Raw genomic sequence first — 18,693 nt, 5'->3', positions numbered from 1 at the left:
GCCGGCTTCAAAACGTTGCTTCAGAACGTTTACGTCACAATGAACCCTGTCCCTGGGGCGGGAAGAAGGTATCGACCAGCATTTTCGCGTCATCACCCAGTTTCGCGGCGTAGGCCTCGCGACTGAAGAGTTCTCCGGTACGCAGGTCGTAGGCGGGGCCTGTGACCTGCTCCACCGGCACTTGCCTGAGCTGAACGTTCATGAAGCGGTAGTTGGCACCCGCCACTTCCTCAACACGGCTTATCTCGAAATAGTTGCCCGGCAGGAACAACGACTCGACTTCACTCGGGCTGTTGGAGAACGGGCTGATCGGGGTTGCCGTCAGATATTCCTTGGCGGGCAGTTCGAAAACGACCGATGTGTCATCAAAGACGATTGCCCCTTCGTGCGAGGTCGACACCACGCCACCCTGGCTGCTGGCGAAGACGCGTGCGATATAGGGATTCTCGCTGAACGAGGTGATATCGGTATTGACCAAGACATCCCCGACCTTGAGGTTGCCCTTGCGGAAAACCTCACCCGAGGTGCCACGCTCCCCACTGCCGCCGCGATACAACGGAACATCGTTGTTATGCTGGATCTCCCCGACATCTTCGACCAACGTCTCCAGTGCCTCGATCTGATCCGCCCCTTTAGGTGTGCCTGTGCGCAGAAACTGGTTATAGGCGTCATCGTCTTCGGTGTATCGAGTGATCGCCCCACCGTAGTAATCATCTTCAGGTGTCTTGAAGACCCGATGCTTGTCCTGCCACGCGTCGATGACGACATCTTCGCCCTCGGAATCGGAAACCACTTCCTCGTCAGAGGCCATATCATAGATGTTGATCACGTCCCTCTGCCGGTGGTTGCCCGCGATGGAAAGGCGCTGTTCTTCCGCCACATTGAACTGCATGTGCGTATCCCAGAAGTCCGAGGACGTCGTGATGTAAGGCTTGGCACCTTCCACAGGAGGTTTGCCGCCCCGCAGCACAGGCTGGCGGATCAGTTCCCATTCATCCAGCTCATTCAGACGCACAGGACGCGCGCCATTGAAGGCAAAGGGATTCTCAGGATCGACAATGGCCCAGGTCTTGAAGTCCTGCAGATAACGAACCCGATAGGGAAAGTCTCCCAACGTGATCCAGGTCTGGTCATTTCCCAGAACATGGATGCCTCGGGCATGCTCTCCCACGGCAGGCGGTGCATCTTCCAGCAGTTCGTTACCTTCAAGGCCGGCCAGCGCGACCGCTTCGTCTTCAGGGACCGGCGCAAGCTCGGCGCTGCGACCGATACTCACCAGCATCGGCAAATTGAAGAGCAGGTAGACCGAATTGAGAACCGCTCCGAGCACGCCGGACTTTCGCAGTTGCGCAGTGCGCCCGTTGACGGCCTGATCGATGTTCAGTCCGACGCTTGCGATACCTGCGCCCACCAGACTCAACGCGATCGGCCACGCCAGCGACGACACGCCACCCGCCAGCCTGATGAACGCACTCAGGTAGCCAATCCACATCTGCTTGCGCAGGCTGGCACTGCTGGTCAACTGGTGGTGAATATCCTCGTTCATCTCCTTTTGCGCCGCGTCGCGCAGATGCTCAAACACAGGTTTTGGACTCGCCGGGACGTGGCGGCCGATCAACGTTTGATCGACGGACCATGCTTTCGCAAAGCGTTTGGCTAGCTTTGCGCCCAGCGCCATTTTCTGTTGCTCTTCACGCGCGAAGTGCGACACCAGCGCTGCCCTGTCGGCAGGCTGGGCGACCCGGGATTGCAGCCACTGATAAAGAGCCTGTTCGTTGGCAAACCGCTGAAACGCCGGCTGAGCGCCAGCGGTGTAGAGAATCTGCCTCCCATGGGCGTCAGTGACCAGCAACATGTCCCTCGATGCATGGCCGGCGAGTTCCAACACTCGCAGGGATACGCCGGACGTGAACGCCTTGTCTTTCTGCACTGCCGCCCATGCATCAGAGGTATCGCCGCTGCCATTGACGGCAGTGAGCACAGTTTCGAAGTCATCCGTCTGCAGTTGTTTTTTGCTGACCGCAAGGCCTGCCGAAGACAACAGGCTTATCCTGGCGAAGGTACAGAAATCCTGCCCATGATCACGCCAGAAAGCATCGGCCTTGCGCTTGCACTCGACGGCAAAATCCTGCGCCCAGAAATCCTTCAGCACATCACTGGGCAGAACCGGTACTTCGTTGTGCTCGTTGTAGAAACGCTCGCCGGGACCTGCGTGATAGAAGCCGCTATAGGTGTTCATTTCGTCGACGGCAACGTTGTCACTGACGCTGAAGCGATGCATCACCAGCTCAATCAGGGTCATCGATTCGGAGGGCGGACCGACATGTTCCCAGCCGGAAAACGTGCGACCGCTGTTATCTGCATTCGTGAATCGATGCCAATACACCTTGCCCGGATCGAGCACCTTGTCGGTGTGCCGGGCAATGATCGTGCGCGCCGCCTGAAAGGCCAGGCTGTAAAGGTCCGGATAAGCGCCCATCAGGGCGGCTGCGCGCGCTTTGAGCGCCTTGTCTGTCCAGACATCGACAGCATCCTTTGTCGTCGGGGTGTTGTGAGTTGTTGAGTGCATGACGTCCTGTCTTTGCTCTTGAGGAAAGTCATGCACTAAACCAGCTTGTCGGTATCCGTTTGAGGTAACTATTTACGTTGAAGCCAGGCGGCTGTCATGACAGAACCGACGCATCCTGCGGATAAAACACGTCTACAAGCGGTTTACCCGCCGCACCCAGCCGGGCGGCATAGCGCTCGCGGCTGAACGGCTCACCGGTGCGCATGTCCAGCAGTTTGCGTCCGGCCACAGGTGCAGGCACTTCCTTGATTCGCACCCTCATGAACCGGTAGAACGCGCCTCGCACCTCATCGAGGTGTTCGATCAAAAAGTAGCGGCCGGGCAGGAAGATCGACTCTGCCTCTCTGGGGCTGGATGAAAAGGGCGCGATGGGAGCGGCGCCCAGGTACTGTCCGGCAGGCAACTCAAAGACGACCGATGTGTCATCAAAGCTGACCGGGGCCGAAATGGATATGGCGTTGACGCCCGCCTGGCTACTGGCAAAGGTTCTGGCCTGGTAGGGGTTTTCGCTGAACGAGGTGATATCGGTATTGGTCAGCACATCACCGACCGCGACCTGACCGCTTCGAAAGAACTGACCTGACGTGCCCCGCTCGCCGCTTCCACCGCGATACAGCGTGACGTCATTATTGAAGCCCAGCGTACTGACATCCTCGACGAAGCGTTTGATGTCCTCAAACTGCTCGGCGATATCAAACGCGCCTGTCGGCAGGCCTCCTCCGAACACATCCCCTGTGCGCAGGTAGTGGTTGTAGATCCCTCCGTTATGGGTGTAACGGCGAATGCTCTGCGCCTGGTACGTCGCATCGTGGGTCCTGAACACCCGGTGCTTCGCGCCCCACAGATCAATGTGCACGTCTTCGCCCTCGGAGTCGGAAACCACCTCTTCATCCGGCTCCATCCGAAAGATATCCATGACCGCTTCCTGACGTGCGATAGCCGCCTCCGCCAGACTCCTTTCGTCGTAAACGTTGATCAACATGTAGTGATCCCAAAACGCTGAACCTGTCGTGCCATAGGGAAGTGAGGCTGGCTGCGCGTCTGCAGCCGAAGGCACGTCCTGAGGCGAGCCGCCCGACAGGCCCGGGCTTGCGAGCGGTTGCCACTCGCCGTGCTCATCAAGCACCACCAATGGGCCGGCAGAAAAGGCAAAGGGGTTATGCGGATCAATTACCTGCCAGCGCCCCAGCGACTCATTGAAGCGTACGCGGTAAAACAATCCGCTCAGCCTGATCCAGGTTTCGCCGTTAAACCGTTGGTAAACGCCCCGCAGCCTTCCTTCGGCCGCAACGGGCATTACACCTTCGAGCGTCAGTTGGTTGCCGTTGAGATTGGCAAGGGTGTCTGCAAGCGACGGTGTTGCCAACGTGTCGGTCAAACCCTCGGCTGCACGACTCAAGCCCGTCACCAACGGCAGATTGAACGCCAGATAAAGAGCATTGCAGATAGAGCCCAGCACCCCGGCCTTGCGTTGCGTTGACGTTTTGCCGAGCACCGCCTGATCAATGTTCAGCCCGAGGTTGAAAGCGCTCGCCCCGACCACTGCCAGGGCGACCGGCCAGCCCAGCAGCGCAAGATTGCCGGTGACCTGCAGGAAAGCGTCGAGATAGCCCATCCACAGTCGCTTACGCAGTTCGACGTTACTTGTCAGCAAGACATGGGCATCAGCGGTCATTTCGTCTCTCGCCTTATCGCGCAGAGATTCAAAAGGATCGCCGGGGATGGACGTCTGGATCTGATTGACCAGTCCTTGCTCCGAATGCCAATCGTGAGCGAGCAGGCCTTCGATACACCGGTCGAACGCAGCGCCAGACGTCTGCTCGACTGAAGGGCGAATAAAGTGGCTGCGCATTTCGCTGCGCGTCCGGGCAGCGGCGAACTGAGCCTTGAGCCAGTCGAACAGTTCTTGCGGCCCGGCAAACCGGTGAAAAGGCTTGCTGTCACCTGGCACGTAGAGAATCTGCGCGCCGCGCTCATCAACGATGCGCAGCACGTCCCGAGCCTTGAAGCCACCGACATCCAGCCAGTGAAACGCTGCTTTTGTGCCGGATGCCATGACAGCGCCAAGGGACGTCAGGGTCGGCGTGTCGCTGTTTTCATCCAGAATCAAACTGATCAGCCATTTGAAGTCAGCCGCCGGGATCTGTCTGTTGCGAAGGCATCGCCCTGCCGCCGCCAGGAAGTCGGCCTTGGCCAACAGGCAGAACGTTTGCCCATGAAGGCTCCAGAATTGCTGCAGTTTGCGCCGGTAACCGGTGCTGAAATCCAGCGCCCAGAAATCATTCAGCACGTCCTGAGCGAGCAACGACACTTCGCAGGTTTCATTGAACGTGCCATGGTCAGCCTTTACCGAATAAAAACCGCCCCAGGACGAAAGCTCGTCACTGGCAACCTGATCCTGTGGACTGAAGCGGCGTATCACCAGTTCGACTATCGTCATCGACTCCACCGGCGTGCCGAAATGCTCCCAGCCGGTAAACGTGCGAGAACTGCTCACGGCAGTGCTGAACCGGTGCCAGTAAACGTTATCAGGGTTCAGTCGTTTGCCCGTTCGCTTGTAGACAATGGCCCGCGCAGCCCGCCGCGCCATGTCGTACAGGTCGGGATAGTCGGTAATGTACTCGTGGGCCTTTTTTCGAAGTTGTTGCAGGTCTGTAAGGTGTGACCGTGTTGCTTCAGAAGTCATGGCTTCCTGTTCCTCTTGGGATGGAAGCCACACGTGATCAGATCCAGGGGGCGCATCGACCCTAAATAGTTATGACATGAGTCAGGCAGACGAGCCGGTGGCAGCAGGGACCGCGATACGCTGTGTATTAATCGGCAAAACTTTGACAGCCAGCCATTTCAACAGGTTAGAATCCCTTGGCACGCGGACTGCATGGTCAGTTTTCGCTCTCATCGTTTTCGATTCGTTTTCTATGGAGTACCGCCCTTGGATGCCACCACCATCAACAGCCTGTTCCTGATCGGCGCGTTGCTGGTAACGGCGAGCATTCTGGTCAGCTCCCTTTCCTCGCGCCTCGGCATTCCGATCCTGGTCATCATCCTTGCCGTGGGCATGGTGGCGGGCGTCGATGGCGGCGGCATCATCTTCGACAACTACGCAACGGCCTATCTGGTCGGCAACCTCGCACTGGCCGTCATCCTGCTCGACGGCGGCCTGCGAACCCGGGTGGCCAGCTTCCGGGTGGCGCTCTGGCCTGCCCTGTCGCTGGCCACGGTCGGGGTGCTGATCACCACAGTGCTGACCGGCATGGTCGCGGCCTGGCTGTTCAACCTGAACATGATTCAGGGCCTGCTGATCGGCGCGATTGTCGGCTCGACCGACGCTGCTGCGGTGTTCTCGCTGCTGGGCGGCAAAGGCCTGAACGAGCGGGTCACGGCCACGCTGGAAATCGAATCCGGCAGCAACGACCCAATGGCGGTATTCCTGACCGTGACCCTGATCGGTATGCTTGCCAGCGGCCAGACCGGCCTGCACTGGGGGCTTCTGGAGCACCTGATTCAGGAGTTCGGCATCGGTGCAATCATCGGCCTGGGTGGCGGCTGGATCATGCTGCAACTGGTCAACCGCATCAATCTGGCGGCCGGTCTTTACCCGATTCTGGTGATCGCGGGTGGCCTGGCGATCTTTGCCCTGACCAACGCCATCCACGGTAGCGGCTTTCTGGCGGTGTACCTGTGCGGTCTGGTGCTGGGCAACCGTCCGATCCGCAGTCGCCACGGCATTCTGCATATGCTCGACGGCATGGCCTGGCTGGCGCAGATCGGTATGTTTCTGGTGCTGGGTCTGCTGGTTACACCTCACGACCTGCTGCCTATCGCCATTCCGGCGCTGGGTCTGGCGCTGTGGATGATTCTGGTGGCGAGACCGCTCTCGGTCATGGTCGGCCTGCTGCCGTTCAAGGCCTTTCATGGTCGCGAAAAGGCGTTCATCGCCTGGGTCGGCCTGCGTGGCGCGGTGCCGATCATCCTGGCGGTGTTTCCGCTGATGGCCGGGCTGCCCAATGCGCAGCTGTACTTCAACCTCGCATTCTTCATCGTGCTGGTTTCGCTGCTGCTGCAAGGCACGAGCCTGCCGTGGATGGCAAAACTGCTGAAAGTGACGGTTCCGCCGGATCCTGCGCCTATTTCCCGCGCCGCTCTTGAAGTGCATGTCACCAGCGAGTGGGAACTGTTCGTCTATCGCCTCGGGGCAGAAAAATGGTGCATCGGCGCGGCCCTGCGTGAGCTGAAGATGCCTGAAGGCACCCGTATCGCGGCCCTGTTTCGCGGCCAGCAACTGCTTCACCCGTCCGGCAGTACCACGCTGGAAGTCGGCGATCTGCTCTGCGTGATCGGCCACGAACATGACCTGCCCGCACTGGGCAAACTGTTCAGCCAGGCCCCGCAACGCGGCCTGGACCTGCGTTTCTTCGGCGATTTCGTGCTCGAAGGCGATGCACAACTGGGTGATGTAGCGGCGCTCTACGGCTTGAAACTCGACGGGCTGGACCCCGGCATGCCGCTCAGCCAGTTCATTGTGCAGAAGAATCGCGGCGAGCCGATTGTGGGCGACCAGATCGAATGGAATGGAACTATTTGGACCGTTGCCGTCATGGACGGGAACAAGATCCAGAAAGTGGGCGTCAAATTCCCCGAAGGAAGCCGCCCGGGTCCCGGATTGTTCCTTTAAACTGCCAACCCACACGTACCATCACGCGACCGGTGTCTATGTTTTCCCTGCGCTCTCTTTGTGCTGCCGCACTGTTTACGCTTTGTCTTTCCACGTTTCCCGCCCTTGCTGCCGACCCGCCCACCCGCGAGGCCGTGCAGCAGAGTCTGGACAAGATCGCCGACCGCAAACTGCCGGACGCCGACCAGAAAGCGCTGCAACAGGTGCTCGAGCAAACTCTGGGGTTTCTGGCCAGCAAGCAGGAAAGCGAGCAGAAGCTGACCGCGCTCAAGCAACAACTCAATCAGGCACCCAAACAGACCGTCGAGAACCAACGTGAGCTGAGTCGCCTGAAGGAAAGCAAGATCGTACCGATCGCACAGCGCTACGGCGGCCTCGATGTGCCGCAGCTGGAGCAGATGCTCAGCCAGCGCAGCACTCAACAGAGCGATCTGCAGAAAGAACTCAATGACGCCAACAGCCTGAGCATTACCGCCCAGACACGTCCGGAGCGTGCCCAGGCGGAAATCAGCGCCAATCAGAACCGCATTCAGCAGATCAACGCGATCCTCAAGTTGGGCAAGGACAACGGCAAGACCCTCAGCGCCGATCAGCGCAACCTGCTCAACGCCGAACTGGCGTCGATCAACGCCCTGAACCTGTTGCGTCGCCAGGAACTGGCCGGCAACAGTCAGTTGCAGGATCTGGGCAACAGCCAGCACGACTTGCTCACCGAGAAAGTCGCGCGGCAGGAGCAGGAAATCCAGGACCTGCAGACCCTGATCAATGACAAACGCCGTGCCCAGTCGCAGAAAACCGTGGCCGACCTGTCCCTTGAAGCCCAGAAATCCGGAGGCAGCAGTCTGCTGGCGACCGAAAGCGCCGCCAACCTGCAACTGTCCGACTACCTGCTGCGTGGCACCGACCGACTCAACGAACTGACCCAGCAGAACCTCAAGACCAAACAGCAACTGGACAACCTGACGCAAACCGATCAGGCCCTGAGCGAGCAAATCAACGTGCTCAGCGGCAGCCTGCTGCTGTCCAAGATTCTCTACAAACAGAAGCAGTCGTTGCCGCATCTGGAACTGGACAAAGGCCTGGCGGACGAAATCGCCAACATTCGCCTGTATCAGTTCGAGATCAACCAGCAACGCGAGCAGATGAGCACACCTACGGCCTATGTCGAGAAGCTGCTCGCCACTCAGCCCCCGGAAAACATCACGCCGCAACTGCGCAGAACCCTGATGGATCTGGCGATCACCCGCAGCGACCTGCTGGAACGCCTGAACCGCGAGCTCAGTGCGTTGCTCAATGAATCCATCACCCTGCAACTGAACCAGAAGCAACTGACCAGCACCGCAATCGGCCTGCGCTCCACACTGGACGAGCAGATGTTCTGGATTCCCAGCAACAAGCCGCTGGACATCGAGTGGTTCCAGAACATCTGGCCGCGCCTTGAAAAGCAGGTCGCCACCCTTCCCTGGACGTCCAGCCTCAGCGAACTGTCGGATGGACTGACACAGCGCCCTTTGCTGTTCCTCCCGCTGCTGTTGCTGATCGGTGTTCTGACCTGGCGGCGCAAGGCGCTGTATCAGCGCCTGAACCGCCTGCATGCCGACATTGGTCACTTCAAGCGTGACAGCCAGTGGAAAACCCCGCTGGCCCTGCTGATCAACGTGCTGCTGGCCATGCCTGTCGCCTTGGGCCTGGCCCTGTGCGGCTATGCACTGCAGATCGATGCACGCGGGCAGAACGCCAACCTCGGCGAGGCGCTGTTGCAGATCGCGTTGGCCTGGCTGGTGTTCTACACCGCCTACCGCGTGCTTGCGCCTTCGGGTGTTGCGCAGCTGCATTTCCGCTGGGAGACGGCGCAGGTCGAGTTCCTGCGCGGCTGGGTTCGTCGCCTCGGGCTGGTCGTTCTGGCATTGGTCGCGGTTGTGGCGGTGGCTGAACACCAGCCTGCCGCGCTGGCCGACGATGTGCTGGGGATTGGCGTGGTGCTGACCTGCTACGCACTGATGGCCTGGCTGCTGGGTCGCCTGCTGGTCTCAAGCCCGACCCACCACAATGCTTCGCTGTTTCGCAAAGCCGTGGGCATGGCGTTTACCGCGCTGCCCATCGCCCTGTTCGTGGCGGTGTGCTTCGGCTACTACTATACGGCGCTCAAGCTCAGCGACCGACTGATCGACACGCTTTACCTGCTTATGCTCTGGCTGGTGGTGGAAGCCACCTTCGTTCGCGGCCTGGGTGTGGCGGCACGCCGTCTGGCCTACCAGCGCGCCCTGGCCAAACGTCAGGCTGCTCGCGAAAACGGCGACAGCGACGCACCGGTCGAAGAGCCGAAACTGGACATCGAGCAGGTCAACCAGCAGTCGCTGCGTCTGATTCGTCTGGCCTTGCTGGGCGGCTTCATCGGCGCGCTGTATCTGGTCTGGGCCGACCTGATCACGGTCTTTGCCTACCTCGACAACATTACCCTGTACGAGTACACCAGCGGCACCGGCGCCAACATGAGCATGGTGCCGATCAGCCTCGGCGACTTCATCGGCGCGGTGGTGATCATTGCCATCACCTTCGTGCTGGCAGGCAACCTGCCCGGCCTTCTCGAAGTGCTGGTGCTGTCACGCCTGAATCTGGCGCAGGGCAGTGCCTACGCAACGACGACATTGCTGTCCTATGCGATTGCCGGCATCGGTTTCGTCACCACGCTCTCGACACTCGGCGTGAGCTGGGACAAGTTGCAGTGGCTGGTAGCCGCGCTATCGGTCGGTCTCGGTTTCGGTATGCAGGAGATCTTCGCCAACTTCATCTCCGGCATCATGATCCTGTTCGAACGACCGGTGCGGATCGGCGACACCATCACCATCGGTAACCTGTCGGGTACGGTCAGCAAGATCCGCATTCGTGCCACGACCATCACCGACTTCGATCGCAAGGACATCATTGTCCCGAACAAGACGTTCATCACCGGCCAGCTCATCAACTGGTCGCTGACCGACACCATCACCCGCGTGACCCTCAAACTGGGCGTGGACTACGGCTCGGATCTGGATCTGGTTCGCGAACTGCTGCTGCAGGCGGCTCGCGAGAACCCTCGGGTACTGAAAGAGCCTGAACCAATCGTCTACTTCCTGAATTTCGGCGAAAGCACTCTGGACCACGAACTGCGCATGCACGTACGCGATCTGGGCGATCGCAACCCGGTTCTGGACGAGATCAACCGGTTCATCAACCGCGAGTTCAAGAAGCAGAAGATCAACATCTCGTTCCGCCAGATGGAGATCTACCTCAAAAATACTCAGGGCAAGGAATACAAGATGGTGCCCGTGGATTCCGAGGAGAAGACCGTGCTGCCGACCGAGAAAGGCACGCCGCCGGTCAACACCAAAGTGGCGCCTGCCACCAAGGACGCGCCCGAGCCGCCTGAACTCAGGCTCGACTGATCGGGTCAACCCCAGCAGAATGCCTTCACATTTTGCTGGAGATGGCCTGTGAAAGCCCTCGACGAACTCGTCTTCGACAACCGCTTCGCCCGTCTGGGCGACGCGTTCTCCACCTCGGTCATGCCTGAACCCATCGCCGAACCCCGTCTCGTGGTTGCCAGCAAGGCCGCGCTGTCCTTGCTGGACCTTGACCCGAGCCAGGCCGAGACACCCCTCTTCGCGGAAATCTTTGCCGGGCACAAGCTCTGGCAGGAAGCCGAACCGCGAGCGATGGTCTATTCCGGCCACCAGTTCGGTTCGTACAACCCACGCCTGGGCGATGGTCGCGGACTGCTGTTGGGCGAGGTCTACAACGAGGCAGGCGAGCATTGGGACCTGCACCTCAAGGGCGCCGGGCAGACGCCGTATTCGCGCATGGGCGATGGCCGCGCCGTTCTTCGTTCGTCTATCCGCGAGTTTCTGGCCTCCGAAGCGTTGCACGCCTTGAACATCCCGAGCAGCCGCGCCGCCTGTGTCATCGGCTCCAGCACGCCGGTCTGGCGGGAAACCGAGGAACGCGCCGCGATGGTCCTGCGTCTGGCCCACAGCCACGTGCGCTTCGGCAGTCTTGAGTATTTCTACTACACCAAGCAGCCGGAGCAGTTGAAGCAGCTGGCCGAGCATGTACTGACCATGCACTACCCACAGTGCCGAGAGCAGCCCGAACCGTATCTGGCGATGTTCCGGGAAATCGTCGAGCGCAACGCCGAGCTGATTGCCAAGTGGCAGGCCTACGGTTTCTGTCACGGCGTGATGAACACCGACAACATGTCGATTCTGGGCATCACCTTCGATTTCGGCCCGTTCGCGTTTCTGGACGACTTCGATCAGCACTTCATCTGCAACCACTCCGATCACGAAGGACGCTACTCCTTCAGCAATCAGGTGCCGATTGCGCAATGGAACCTGAGTGCGCTGGCTCAGGCACTGACGCCGTTCATCAGCGTCGACGCCTTGCGCGAGACCATCGGATTGTTTCTGCCGCTCTATCAGGCGCATTACCTGGACCTGATGCGCCGTCGCCTCGGCCTGACTCACGCCGACGAACAGGACGACCTGCTGATCAGCCGCCTGCTGCAACTGATGCAGAACAGCGGCGTCGATTACACCCTGTTCTTCCGCCGACTGGGCGATGCACCGGCCGCCGAAGCTTTACGCGTCCTGCGTGACGATTTTGTCGACATTAACGGCTTCGACAGGTGGGGCGAGACCTATCTGGCGCGCATCGCCCAAGAAGGCGGTACCTCCGAAGACGAACGCAAAATACGCATGCACGCCGTCAACCCGCTGTACATCCTGCGCAATTACCTGGCGCAAAACGCGATTAAGGCGGCTGAACAGGGTGACTACGAAGAAGTCCGCCGCCTGCACGATGTGCTCTGCAATCCCTTCACCGAACAACCCGACATGGACCGCTACGCCCAGCGCCCACCGGACTGGGGCAAGCATCTGGAGATCAGCTGTTCGTCGTGACGTGAGCCATGCGCCCCGCTCACCGAGTCCGCAATCCGCGTCCGCTTTCAGCTGCGCAGGGATGGATCGGCCAGCCCTGCATTCACCAGCCATTGCTCCAGCCCTTGCAGGTCGGGAATGCGGGCTACGGTGTCGCCGACCTGTACGGCGGCCAGTTCCAGTTCGGTCAGGGGCACGTCGACGTAGCTCAGTTGGCTGTCGACCTTGCAGGAGCGCGGGATGCCTTGGGTCAGCAGTGCAATGAACCTGACGTCATGGCGTCCGCCCAGCGCATTGAGCACGACTATTCTTGCTCGTCCGCCTACACGCGTGCGACCACCGCAGGCCGCTTCGAAGCTGAGCAGTGGCAAGGTCAGTTCGCGCCAGGTGATCGGCCCCAGATACCACTCAGGCGCACCCGGTTCGGCGCTGCAATCCTGATAATCGATCAACTCGGCAACGGCGACGTTGGGCAGCAGCAGGTGACGATCGCTCAACGGCAGGATCAACCCGGTCAGGCTGGTCAGCCGCTGGGTCTGGAACGAACTTTCAGACATGAACCTGGCTCCAGTACGCGATGCTGTCCAGCAGCACATTTTCCTGATACGGCTTGCTCAGGTATTCGTTGACGCCCAGGGCCATCGCCCGATCGCGGTGCTTCTTGCCGGAGCGGGAGGTGATCATGATGATCGGCAGATCCTTGAGCTGTTCGTCGCGACGAATCTGGCTCGCCACTTCAAAGCCGTCCATTCGCGGCATTTCGATGTCCAGCAACATGATGTCCGGCGTGTGTTCCTGCAGCAGGGTCATGGCATCGACACCGTCCTTGGCGGTCAGCACGTGCATGCCGTGGCGCTCCAGCAATCGGCCCGTGACCTTGCGCACGGTGACCGAGTCGTCCACCACCATGACCAGCAGCGGCCTGGCCTGCTCGATCTCGTGGAACGTCTTCGCAGCCCCGTCCATTGGCGGTCTGTGCAGACGCCCCTGCAACGTACGAATCTGCGCCATCAGGTCAAGAATCAGCACCACACGGCCGTCGCCCAGAATGGTTGCACCGGAAATACCCTGAACCCTGGAGAACTGCGGACCGAGAGTCTTGACCACGATTTCCCGCGAGCCCGCCAGCGCATCGACCTGCACGGCCACCCACTGATCCTGAAGATGCACCAGTAACACCGGCAGCGGCTCGAGCTGGCCGATGAAGCGTGGCGGACTGTTGTCGATCAGCTCACCCAGATAGCGCAATTCGTAACTGCGCCCGCCGTACTGATAGCGTGGCGGGCTGGTCTGGTAGCAGGCGTCCAGTTCATTGGGCATGACCCGCACGATGCCATCCACCGTATTGAGCGGCACGGCGTACTGCTCATCGCCGCAGGTGACCATCAGCGCACGGTTGACCGAGACCGAGAATGGAAGGCGAATCCTGAAGCGGGTACCCTTGCCCGGTGTCGAATCGATCACCATCGAGCCGCCCAGTTGCTTGACCTCGGCGTGTACCACATCCATGCCCACGCCACGCCCGGAAATCTGCGTGATGATGTCGGTCGTGGAGAATCCGGCCTGAAGGATGAATGGCAGGACCTCGTGATCGGCCAGATCGGCATCGGGATGGATCATCCCGCGTTTGATCGCCTTGCGGCGCACGGCGGCCAGATCGACACCCGATCCGTCATCGCTGAGCTCGATCAGGATATCGCCGCCCTCGTGCATGAGTTCCAGCGTGATCAACCCCTGATCGGACTTGCCTGCCGCCAGGCGCTTTTCAGTGCTCTCAAGGCCGTGGTCAACCGCGTTACGCAGCATGTGCTCCAGCGGCGCGACCATCCGTTCCAGCACATTACGGTCCATTTCGCCGTCAGCGTTGGCCACTTCGAACTGCACTTTCTTATTCAACTGGGTCGCCACTTGCCGCACCACACGCCGCAAGCGCGGGACCATCCGCTCGAAAGGCACCATGCGCGTACGCATCAGGCCTTCCTGCAACTGGGTGTTGACCCGTGCCTGCTGCGACAACAGCATTTCGGCGTCACGCGTACGTGCGCCGAGGGTTTCCTTGAGGTCCATCAGGTCGGAGGCCGACTCGAACAGCGCGCGAGACAGCTGCTGCAACTGGGAGTGGCGGTCCATTTCCAGAGGATCGAATTCTTCATAGCCAAGACGCTCGGCCTGCACCTGCTCGCGACTGAGAATCCGACCCTGGGTTTCCATGTCCAGACGCCGCAGTTGATCGCGCATCCGCTCGATGGTCGTTTCCATTTCCACCAGTGCGACCTGAGCGTCGAGCATCTGCTGTTCGATACGTCCCCGAAAGATCGACGTCTCACCCGCCAGGTTGACCAGGTTCTCCAGCTGTTCAGCCGGCACCTTGATGGTCTCTGGCACGTTGCGCTCGGATTCGGCATCGGCTGCGGGCACCGGTGCGGCAACCGGTTCCGGCTCAGGCGTGCTCACCAGCGGCAGACGTTGCCCCGGCTCCTGGCTGGCGAGGTTCTGAATGTTCTGAATCAGCAGAGTCGCATCAGGCAGCGGCTTGTCGGTCCGCACGGCATCAAGCATGTCGGCCAGCACGTCATGACCGCTCTGCAACAGGCTCATCATCAGCGGATCAGCCTGCAGGGCTCCCGATGACAGCCCTTCATAGAGGGTTTCGAGTTCATGGGCGAGATCACCGATCGGCGCTATCTCGACCATGCGTGCCCCGCCCTTCAGCGTATGCAGATCACGCAGCAGGTTCTCGACTTCCAGAGTGTTCTGCGGATCAGCCTGCCAGCGCGACAGGGATGCGCCGGAGCTTTCGAGCAGGTCGAAACCTTCTTCGAGAAAGATTTCCAGCAATTCGGTATCGCGTTCCTGCGGCTCGTCGACGCGAGTCGTTGACGCAGCCGGCTCGGGCTCGCTGACCTCACCGTTGCGGCATTGAATCAAGGCGTCGATCAATGACGTCGGATCGCTGAGCGCTTCCTGACGAAACAACTGTTCCAGCATGATTGCCAGTTCGTCGTGACTCTTGAGCAGCAGTTCGGCCAGTTGCGGCGAATGGTTGAAGCGTCGGTCGATCAGCCCCTCGTAGAGGTTTTCCAGCTCATGGGCCAGATCGCCTACTTCGGCGACTTCTGCCATCCGCGCACCGCCTTTCAGGGTGTGCAGATCGCGTTGCAGCGACGACAGCGGCAACGGATTTTCCGGCTCGTCCAGCCAGCGTTGCAAGGCCTGCCCGGCACTGTCGAGGATATCGACCGCTTCTTCGAGAAAAATCTCGACGATCTCGTCGTCCAGACTGGCCACTTCAGGCTGCGGTACGCCGGATTGCGGGGCCTCGCTAGCCAGTTGGGCGGTGGCGGCATTGAGTTCGGTGACACTCAATGTCCGATGTCCGTCGCTTTTGATCAGCCCGGTAGCAGAAGGGTCCAGTGCCTGTTCGAGCAGGTCGTGCAAAGCCCGCACACACTCGGGACGCGGGTCGACATCCTGCCCGGCCGCGACCTGATCGAGCATATTGATCAGCGCTTCGTGAGCCCGCTCGGCATCGTCGAAGAACTGATCGCTGACCGCCAGGCTGCTCTCCTCCACTGCGCCATACAGGTCGAGCAGGGCTTCGCACAGCTCATCGACCTGAGGCAGATCGGCCAGATGCGCGCCGTGCCCAAGGGTGGTCAGTTCGTCGAGCAGCGCGCTGAGCTCCTGCCGCTCGCCGGGATGTTCACGCCAGCGTCGCAACAGGTTTTCCGCATCCAGCACAATGTCCATGCCTTCGGCGAGGAAGCTGGCGATCAGCTTGGGATTACGCTTGATACGCAGGCCGTTGTCCGACTCGCGCAGCGCGGCCGTAAGCCGGTCGTTGAGCAGCGAGCAAGCCGCCTCGATCAGGGCAGGCGCACCCGGAATCGGCGCCAGCGGCTGGCTGTCCAGTTGCTCCAGCCCCTTGCGCAACAACGGCTCGGCGCTGCGCAGCAGGCGGATTTCAGGCATGCCGATGGCGATCAGGTTGGCTTTGTACTCGCGCACCAGTTGATCCAGCGGGCTGACCAGTTCGGCCATCGGCAACACGCCCGCCATGTGCGCGCTGCCCTTGAGGGTATGCAGCGCGCGCAGCAGGCTGTCGCTGATTGATGCCGAGGGCGACTGTTCGGCGCTTTCAAGGAAGCGATCCAGCGTACCCAGATGCCCGAGGGCTTCCTGACGGAAAATCTCCAGCAACTGGGGATCGATGACTTCGACTCTGGCTTCGCCCGGCTGCACCGGCAACGCAGGCGGCTCCAGACCATTGGCCAACGCATGAGCGCGCGCGGCCAGCAGGTCGACATCGTCGCGCTGACGCTGGGCTCCTTCGGCGTAATTCCTGACGACCCGCGGCAGCAGTGCCAGCACATCCGTCAACAGCTGCTGGACCTGCGGAACAGGCAACACATCGCCCTCCAGCACGCGGTTCAGAAGGTTTTCCACAGCCCAGGCCAGTTCGCTCAGAATCAGTGCCCGCACCATCCGGCCGCTGCCCTTCAATGTGTGAAAGGCACGGCGCACTTCGGTCAGCGCGACCACATCCCACTGATCGCCCTTGCCCAGCGAGGCAAACCAGCGAGGCAGGTACTCACGCAGTGCGTCCAGCACTTCGTCAGCCTCCTCCAGAAACACTTCGCGCAGTTCCTCGTCTACGGCGTCTTCACCGGAAGGCGGCGGCAGCAGACTGGTGGGCGCGTTGCGGGCTGGCGGGTTGACGGCCGAAACCGGTCTGGCCAGAACCTGAGCGATGGTCTGCGTCGGGCTGACCAGGGCCTTGCGGTCGTCCAGCGCCAGCAGTTCGTCCTGAGTGATGACTTCATCGAGCAGCGGCACTTCCAGCATGTCCGGCGCTGGCGTGTAGCCCAGCAGGGCCAGACTCTGCTGCGCCATGTCGAGAATCTGATCGCCCGGCGCTTCATGGTCTTCGCCCATGCGTTCCAGGTAGTACTCGACGCAGGAGATGGTGTCAGCCAGAGAGTCCAGTTGCACCGCGCCAGGACGCGTCTCGTCCACCAGCAGGTGCTCCTGAATGTATTCGTTGCACGCCGCCAGCAGACTGGCCGCCCGCGCCAGCGGAATCATCGCCAGCGCGCCGCGCACCTGGACCAACAAGGCGCACAGCGGGTCGAGACGCTGTCGGTCCCATTCGCTGTCGATGTATTCGAGAATCACATCCTTGGCCTGCTGCAGTACCACACGCGCTTCGCGAATCACCAGTTGGTGGATCTGGGTCAGGTCGGTGGTCGGCAGGCGACTGTCTTCACGACTGTCCTGCTCGGTGCTGCCCGCCATGCCGGCCAGGGTCGATTCGACGTACAGCAAGGCACCCGCCACATCCATCAGCGCGGCGTCACTGGGTTCGCGCTGCCCATGCGCCATGCCCTGCACTACCGAGAGCTGGTCGATGATGACTTTGCGCGGCTGACCGAAGCCGAGCACCGCCAGGGTGTCGGCGATCTGCCGCAGCGGTGGCAGCAAGGCATTCAACTCACTGACATGCTCCCGGTCGCCGCGTACGAACACATCCAGCCGTTCCTTGACCCGCACCAGCCCTTCGCACAGAGCCACGATGACGGAGCGCATGGCATCGCGGTCCGGCCCGGCCATGCGGGCGCGCTCTTCGTCGACCACGTCGTTGCCGGGCAGCGCGTCGGCCAGTGCGTACTGGTCCTTGAGATCGAGCATCTTCGGCGCGAGGCTGTCGGACTTGGCGATGTAAAACAGCAGGCTTTTCAGCAGTTCTTCGGGCGCAGGCTGATTGATGCCTTCAATGCCCTGTTCGGCCAGACGCTTGAGTTCCTTGTCGGCATCCTTGAGGAGGCTGCGCAGCGCCGGGCTATTGGTGAAGTTGCCGTTGAGCATGGTCTCGACCAGCGCCGTGGCGATTCGCCAGAGCGGTCCCAGCGGCGCGTCCTCGCAGAGCTGTTCCAGACGGGCAAAGACCTTGGCCATGTAGCCGAGTTGCGTCTTGACGCCCTGCTCGCGCATCAGGCCCGCCAGCGCGGCTTGCAACGTCTGACGCAACTTGCGCAACAAATTGGGCAGATCAGGTGTATTACGCCGGGCCAGTTCTTCCTCGCCCAGTGCAGGGACGACGATCAGTTGCGGGGCGAACAGGCTGGTTTCCGACAGCAGGCTTTCGCCCCGGGCGCTGCGCAAATCGTTGAGCAGCGGCAGGACCACCAGCGGCAGATCCCGGCGCGCCGAATGAATGCGCTCCAGATACACCGGAAGCTGGGTCATGGCCTGAATCAGCAACTGCTCGGACTCGACCGGATGACTGACACGATCCTGCTGCACGGCCAGCACCAGTTGCTCGATTTCCTCGGCCAACAGCGCAGCGCCGTAGAATTCGATCATCTGCAGGCTGCCATGCACCTGATGCACAAGGTTCAGGCAGTCGGCTATCGCCGCCGCGTCGGCAGGGTTCTCGATGAACTCATCCAGTGCGTGACGTGCCTGCGTGAGCGTCTCGGCGATCTCGCCCTTGAGCCACTCCAGCGCCACGTAGTCGTGACGATCAGCCATGA

At 60.8% G+C, this 18,693-nt stretch carries 7 protein-coding genes; 3 read left to right on the top strand and 4 right to left on the bottom strand.

From position 1 onward, the window contains the following. Positions 1–34: 34 nt before the first annotated feature. Positions 35–2,569 carry a dermonecrotic toxin domain-containing protein gene (locus tag KDX39_RS09480; protein WP_231660138.1) on the bottom strand — a complete coding sequence of 845 codons (2,535 nt, stop codon included), beginning with the start codon at positions 2,567–2,569 and terminating at the stop codon, positions 35–37. 94 nt (positions 2,570–2,663) lie between these two features. Further along, complete coding sequence (locus KDX39_RS09475; RefSeq protein ID WP_231660137.1) at positions 2,664–5,255, bottom strand: dermonecrotic toxin domain-containing protein; 2,592 nt, start codon at positions 5,253–5,255, stop codon at positions 2,664–2,666. A gap of 246 nt (positions 5,256–5,501) precedes the next feature. Here KDX39_RS09475 and KDX39_RS09470 point away from each other — a divergent pair, with 246 nt between their 5' ends. From KDX39_RS09470 to selO, 3 genes are read left to right on the top strand one after another with little or no spacing between them, the layout of a single operon-like run. Next, entirely contained in the window at positions 5,502–7,244 is a 1,743-nt protein-coding gene (locus KDX39_RS09470) for a potassium/proton antiporter (RefSeq protein WP_231660136.1), read from the top strand. Between the two features lie 38 nt (positions 7,245–7,282). Beyond that, positions 7,283–10,669, top strand: coding sequence for a mechanosensitive channel MscK (gene mscK / locus KDX39_RS09465; protein WP_231660135.1), 3,387 nt, complete (start codon positions 7,283–7,285; stop codon positions 10,667–10,669). A 48-nt stretch (positions 10,670–10,717) separates the two neighbouring features. Continuing rightward, positions 10,718–12,181: a protein adenylyltransferase SelO gene (gene selO, locus KDX39_RS09460; RefSeq protein WP_231660134.1), complete on the top strand. Its 1,464-nt coding sequence runs from the start codon at positions 10,718–10,720 to the stop codon at positions 12,179–12,181. Between the two features lie 47 nt (positions 12,182–12,228). On the opposite strand, the gene KDX39_RS09455 is transcribed toward selO, so the two are convergent. Both KDX39_RS09455 and KDX39_RS09450 read right to left on the bottom strand, forming a co-directional pair. Beyond that, positions 12,229–12,717, bottom strand: a complete 489-nt coding sequence (locus tag KDX39_RS09455; RefSeq protein WP_231660133.1) for a chemotaxis protein CheW — start codon at positions 12,715–12,717, stop codon at positions 12,229–12,231. Further along, positions 12,710–18,691: an Hpt domain-containing protein gene (locus KDX39_RS09450; protein WP_231660132.1), complete on the bottom strand. Its 5,982-nt coding sequence runs from the start codon at positions 18,689–18,691 to the stop codon at positions 12,710–12,712. Before KDX39_RS09450 ends, KDX39_RS09455 begins: the two co-directional genes overlap by 8 nt. Positions 18,692–18,693 lie beyond the last annotated feature (2 nt).

The organism is Pseudomonas sp. CDFA 610 (assembly GCF_021147865.1).
GTDB lineage: Bacteria > Pseudomonadota > Gammaproteobacteria > Pseudomonadales > Pseudomonadaceae > Aquipseudomonas > Aquipseudomonas alliivorans.
The sequence above is the reverse complement of the archived record's forward strand: the minus strand, read 5'-3'. Positions and strand labels throughout refer to the sequence as shown.

What these genes read in the sequence shown, in the direction of transcription:
- KDX39_RS09480 (WP_231660138.1), bottom strand. Translation starts at nt 2,569, where the DNA reads ATGCACTCAACAACTCACAACACCCCGACGACAAAGGATGCTGTCGAT.
- KDX39_RS09475 (WP_231660137.1), bottom strand. Translation starts at nt 5,255, where the DNA reads ATGACTTCTGAAGCAACACGGTCACACCTTACAGACCTGCAACAACTT.
- mscK (WP_231660135.1), top strand. Translation starts at nt 7,283, where the DNA reads ATGTTTTCCCTGCGCTCTCTTTGTGCTGCCGCACTGTTTACGCTTTGT.
- KDX39_RS09455 (WP_231660133.1), bottom strand. Translation starts at nt 12,717, where the DNA reads ATGTCTGAAAGTTCGTTCCAGACCCAGCGGCTGACCAGCCTGACCGGG.
- KDX39_RS09450 (WP_231660132.1), bottom strand. Translation starts at nt 18,691, where the DNA reads ATGGCTGATCGTCACGACTACGTGGCGCTGGAGTGGCTCAAGGGCGAG.